The 4,980-nt window shown below is 43.8% G+C and carries 6 protein-coding genes and 1 pseudogene; 1 reads left to right on the top strand and 6 read right to left on the bottom strand.

The genetic code is table 11. The annotated features are described in order from the left end of the window. Positions 1 to 121: pseudogene (locus tag IM450_RS07505) on the top strand (IS982 family transposase); the annotation flags it as partial. Positions 122 to 283: 162 nt separating this feature from the next. Here the strand turns inward: IM450_RS07505 and IM450_RS07500 are convergent. From IM450_RS07500 to IM450_RS07475, 6 genes are all read right to left on the bottom strand, one after another. Beyond that, positions 284 to 460 carry a hypothetical protein gene (locus IM450_RS07500; RefSeq protein ID WP_002740601.1) on the bottom strand — a complete coding sequence of 59 codons (177 nt, stop codon included), beginning with the start codon at positions 458 to 460 and terminating at the stop codon, positions 284 to 286. Positions 461 to 561: 101 nt separating this feature from the next. After that, positions 562 to 1,152, bottom strand: coding sequence for a 3-isopropylmalate dehydratase small subunit (gene leuD / locus IM450_RS07495; RefSeq protein WP_002740602.1), 591 nt, complete (start codon positions 1,150 to 1,152; stop codon positions 562 to 564). Between the two features lie 9 nt (positions 1,153 to 1,161). Beyond that, positions 1,162 to 1,956, bottom strand: coding sequence for a class I SAM-dependent methyltransferase (locus IM450_RS07490; RefSeq protein ID WP_287670041.1), 795 nt, complete (start codon positions 1,954 to 1,956; stop codon positions 1,162 to 1,164). Between the two features lie 5 nt (positions 1,957 to 1,961). After that, complete coding sequence (cobU, locus tag IM450_RS07485) at positions 1,962 to 2,513, bottom strand: bifunctional adenosylcobinamide kinase/adenosylcobinamide-phosphate guanylyltransferase (RefSeq protein WP_110543776.1); 552 nt, start codon at positions 2,511 to 2,513, stop codon at positions 1,962 to 1,964. Positions 2,514 to 2,561: 48 nt separating this feature from the next. Further along, positions 2,562 to 2,939, bottom strand: coding sequence for a phosphomannose isomerase type II C-terminal cupin domain (locus tag IM450_RS07480; RefSeq protein ID WP_061431867.1), 378 nt, complete (start codon positions 2,937 to 2,939; stop codon positions 2,562 to 2,564). 171 nt (positions 2,940 to 3,110) lie between these two features. Continuing rightward, entirely contained in the window at positions 3,111 to 4,394 is a 1,284-nt protein-coding gene (locus IM450_RS07475; protein WP_046663425.1) for a flotillin family protein, read from the bottom strand. Positions 4,395 to 4,980: the final 586 nt, after the last annotated feature.

Below are 4,980 nucleotides of genomic sequence, written 5' to 3'. Positions count from 1 at the left end.
TTCCCGCCACCGCAGCCCTGTTAATTTTTGCGTTAATCTTCTCTGTGGTTTGATTGCTTACTGTCACCAGCCGAAAAAACCCTCCTTGAAGATGGAATGGGCTTTACCCCCCGCTGCTTAACCCGAACTGGGGTTAGTTAGAGTGAGGGGATGATGGGGAAGTGGGAATTATGAATTATAAATTATGAAGTGGGGAGAAGGGAGAGGGGAGAATAAATAAAACCAATCTCCTAACTACTGAGTCCTAACTCCTGTCTCCTGACTCCTGATAGCTAAAAGCTAATTATTGGATTACTTCTTTAATAATTGTTAAAACATCATCATTGATATTGCGAGGATTGCGCTGGTATAACTTATCTCTTTCCAATTTTAAAACGCGATCGATGATTTTTCGCACATCTTCGGGAGCGTTTAAAATCGGTTCTTGGATATTTTGGAGATTATTATCAGAATTAGTCATAAGGCAGATTTTTTAATATTTACAGATGCTGCATTGCAAACAAAATCCTTGCCGGGGTACGTTAATCTATTACTAACGCACCCTCAGCCTAGATTGTTTCCCTAGACGAAACTTAAATAGGGTAACTTTTGGGCGGTAGATTGAATCAGATCGAGATTTTGTAAAAGCTGTCCGCAGGTATCCCAACCCCCTTCTATTAACATCTGTCGGGAACCTTCATTCATAGAGACAGTAGCGACAAAATCCCCCCATTCCACTGTCATGGTTGTCAAGGAAAGATCGACGGGAATTTCGGGATTAGCTGCAATTAAATCCTGTAAATGGGTGATGGTTTTAGCCTCGGCAGTGACACAGGGAACCCCATTAGCGATACAATTGCCAAAAAATATTTCGGCGAAACTTTCCCCGATAATTGCTTGAATTCCCCAACGTAAAATCGCTTGCGGTGCGTGTTCCCGAGAAGAGCCACAACCAAAATTACCATTGACTACCAGAATTTTTGCTCCTTGGTACTGGGGTAGATCGAAAGGATGACTCCCCTGTAAAGCCGCTCGATCATCAGCGAACACTTGTTCGCCTAAACCTTCAAAGGTGATACAACGCAAAAAACGAGCCGGAATAATGCGATCGGTGTCAATATCGTTGCCTCGCAAGGGTAAAGCTCGTCCGGAGATGGTTTTAACTTGACTCATGATCTTTTTCTAAGTTTTACTAGCAGTGATAAAAAAGGTGGTTGCATCTTGCCATACTCCCTGATCGGTGGCATTTTTCTCGATTTCTCGGCGATAATTGTTCACTAGAGTCGCAATTTCGCCAGCCGATAGGCGGTCAAAAGGGTTATGCTGAGGATAAAAATACTGCCCATACCAGAAGTTTTTGGCGGTTTCTAGGGGCAAATATCGACCTAGTTGTTCGACATTGACCGATATATTGGTAAATCCCGCATTTTCCAGCAATTGATGGCATTTTTCCGGGGTGGCGATGGGAGTATGCAGATTAGGCAACTCAAAACCATAGGTTTCGCGACAAACACCACTGATCAAGGGTAGGAAGTGGGATTCTAAATTATTACAGGAAAAAGCGACCGAACCGCCTTTTTTTAACCATTGATACCATTTTGCCAGCACTTGCGGGATATCGGGGAAAAGTGCAATCGCCAGAGAACAGGTAATCAGATCGAAACTAGACTCGGCAAAGTCAATGGCAGCTATATCGGCGTTAATCAGGTCAATATTCTCGATATTTAATGCTTCTAGCTTTTTTTCGGCTCTGGCAATCATTTCTGGCGTGAAATCAACCCCGATGACACTTTTTACTTTTGGGGCAATTGCTACCGCTATAAATCCCGTTCCCGTTGCCACGTCTAGCACAGATTGGCTTTTTTGTAAATAGAGATAATTTACTAATTTAAGGGCGCGAGCTTGTGTAAAATCGTTATCGTAATCGTGACGAAGGGCATAAAAATCAATTACTTGACGCTGATAATCTTTGCTCATCTTCTCTATTGCCCAATTATCGACAAAGACTGACCCAATTGACTTAAATTAAGAGCATGGCCCCCGGTAACTAGATAAACCGCGTCTGCTATTGTGCCAATTCTACGACAGAGATCGCCTAAACGATCGCGAAACAGACGACCGAGGGGATAAGCGGGAACCACACCCCAACCGGTTTCTTCCGCCACCAGAATAACATCAACGGCCGCGTTTTTGAGGGAATACAAGAATCGATCGCTAATTTCTAACCATTCGGCTGCCGACATTTCTAAACAATTGGCTACCCAAGTACCGAGGGAATCGATCAATAAACAGTGAGTAAATGGGCTATTATCAATAGTTTCGCTCAATTGTCGGGGAATTTCTTGGGTTTGCCATTGGGGGGAACGTCGCTGCCGGTGTCTTTCAATGCGATCGCACCATTCTTGATCTTTTTCATCCACCGAGGAGGTGGCGATATAAATAACGGGTTTTTGGCTGATTTTGGCTAAATATTCGGCCCATTCACTTTTCCCAGAACGGGCAGCCCCTGTAACTAGGATAATTTTTTCATGCACGATCGAGATTTTGGCAAATAACTAAAGTATATACAGGAGAAAACTGTCCTATTCTCGATCATCAAAACGGTGAATATCATCATCTCCTAAATATTCGCCATTTTGCACCTCGATCATCACCAAAGGAATAGAACCGGGGTTTTCCACCCGATGACGGGTATTCATGGGAACATAGGTAGATTCTTTTTGTTTGAGGAGAGTTTCTTTTTCATCACAAATTACCCGCGCTGTACCAGAGACGACAATCCAGTGTTCACTGCGATGGTAGTGCATTTGGGTACTCATGTGATGGCCGGGTTTAATGACAATGCGATTGATGCGATACCGCGGACCTTCCTCCAATACCGTCACCGTTCCCCAGGGGGGAGTCCTCGTCATTTCTAGGTCTTGGGGAGAAGGGGAGGGAGCATTAATTAAGTCATCCATGGCGGTGGTCTCCAAACTTGATCAACATTCTAGTGGACAATAATCAGTTATCAGTGAACAGTGAAAAGACAGCAGTAAACTGCCATTTGATGATGATCACTTAATACACACTGCTCACTTAAAACTCAAAACTTAAAACTCAAAACTGATAACTGATAACTGATAACTGATTCAGGAGGGCAATTGTTTAAAATCAAAATTTGTGTCTTTGCCCTTGACAGATGGCTCGGTTTGTGCTAGGCGATTAGCCATTTGTACCAGATCCACTCCGGTAGCTTGACGCAATTGTTCAGCAAAGGCAGTCATTTTCGGGACAAGATTACCATCACCCCCGTCCACTACCGTCACCGTTTGCACCTGCACTTCTGGGACACTAGCGACCATTAATTTAAGCAATAACTCCAATTTTTGGTATAAAAAGATGTTTTTAGCGTTATTTCCCGCTCCTTGCCAAGAGGCCGCTAGTTTTTTGGTTCCTTCCGCTTGCGCTTTCCCCTGTTCGATAATTTTGGCCGCTTCCCCCCGGGCTTTTGCGATCGCTTGTTGACATTCCGCCGCCGCAGGAGCGATCACATCTGCTTGTAATTGCTGTTTCACCTGCTTAATTCGGGCGTTTTGTACCGCCACTTCGGCCTGTACTTTAGCTAAATCCGACATAACCACCGATTCTACCTCAGCAATCATGGCGCCGCGCTTAGTTTGAGTGTCGCGCACCCGTTTTTCTGCGTCAGCTTTGGCTATTTCTAAATCTTTTTGGATACGACGCAAAGCGGTTAGACGTTGATTCTCGGAAGCCTTGATAATCGATGTTTTTCGGGCTTTTGCTTCTGCTATCCGGGCATCTCTCTGTAATTCGGCTTTTTGCTTCCGTCCGATCGAATCGAGATAACGCACCTCATCGGAGATATTCTGGATCTGCAAACTATCCAAAACTAAACCCAATTTTTCCAGATCCTGTTCCGCTTCTTCCAGGAGACTTTTAGCAAAGGCAATCTGATCGGAGTTCGCTTGTTCTGGGGTTAAATTCGCCAAGACACCGCGCAAATTGCCCTCCAGGGTTTCTTTAGCTAATTGTTCGATTTCCTTGCGTTTCTTGCCCAATAAACGCTCGATCGCATTGTGAATAATCGGTTCCTCCCCGGCAATTTTAATATTCGCCACCCCGGTGACGATTAACGGCACACCGCCCTTAGAATAGGCATTAACCACCCTGAGATCGATGATCATGTTGGTCAAGTCCATCTGATACACTTGTTCTATCATGGGTAAACGAATACTGCTGCCCCCTTTTACCAAACGATAACCGATGGTTTTGCCCGTGGCCGTGGGACGACGACTACCGGCAAAAATTAAAACTTCGCTCGGTTGACAGATATGGTAATAGTTACGGATGACTAATAAACCCGCACCTGTGCCTAAACCGAAAACTCCCAGTAAAACAGCGATAATTTCCATAGATTTTATTACGGTCGATGCTCGGATCAAATTAACTAAATTGTATCCATCAATTTCCAACTTTGACAGACCAGTAGTCTGGCAGGGTGGGCTACATCCAAAATTAAAATAAGTAGGGTTTGCGGCAAAAAGTTTTTCGGTGGGGGCAGGGTGTGGGGTGTGGGGTGTGGGGTGTGGGGTGTGGGGTGTGGGGTTTTACCGGTTTTGAGGTGGCCAATTGCCTAATTTTTAGGGAAAAAGTCCGGGGATTTTCCCCCTGATCACTCCCATACCTGGTACTTTTTGATTGACAAAAAGTCTAAAAGTCTTACCCAACAAGGTTTTTATATTTATTCAGCAAACCCTAAGTAATGATAGAGTAAAATCCTCTAGTTTTATCTTGACTTCAATCAAATTGCTTCTAAAATCTACACATAACTTTATTCGTAGAGCCAATTATTCAATGTATAACTGAACTTCCCCCCATACATATATACTATAATAGCCGAAAACCCTTATCCATCAATGGATGTAACCCCTTAACTTTTCTTAATGTACCCATGTAATTTGTAACATTTCTTAATGGACAAGAATTCTCTCCATTTGC

The organism is Microcystis sp. M083S1 (assembly GCF_020246405.1).
In the GTDB taxonomy this organism is placed as follows: domain Bacteria; phylum Cyanobacteriota; class Cyanobacteriia; order Cyanobacteriales; family Microcystaceae; genus Microcystis; species Microcystis aeruginosa_C.
The sequence above is the reverse complement of the archived record's forward strand: the minus strand, read 5'-3'. Positions and strand labels throughout refer to the sequence as shown.

What these genes read in the sequence shown, in the direction of transcription:
- IM450_RS07500 (WP_002740601.1), bottom strand. Translation starts at nt 460, where the DNA reads ATGACTAATTCTGATAATAATCTCCAAAATATCCAAGAACCGATTTTA.
- IM450_RS07475 (WP_046663425.1), bottom strand. Translation starts at nt 4,394, where the DNA reads ATGGAAATTATCGCTGTTTTACTGGGAGTTTTCGGTTTAGGCACAGGT.
- IM450_RS07490 (WP_287670041.1), bottom strand. Translation starts at nt 1,956, where the DNA reads ATGAGCAAAGATTATCAGCGTCAAGTAATTGATTTTTATGCCCTTCGT.
- IM450_RS07480 (WP_061431867.1), bottom strand. Translation starts at nt 2,939, where the DNA reads ATGGATGACTTAATTAATGCTCCCTCCCCTTCTCCCCAAGACCTAGAA.
- leuD (WP_002740602.1), bottom strand. Translation starts at nt 1,152, where the DNA reads ATGAGTCAAGTTAAAACCATCTCCGGACGAGCTTTACCCTTGCGAGGC.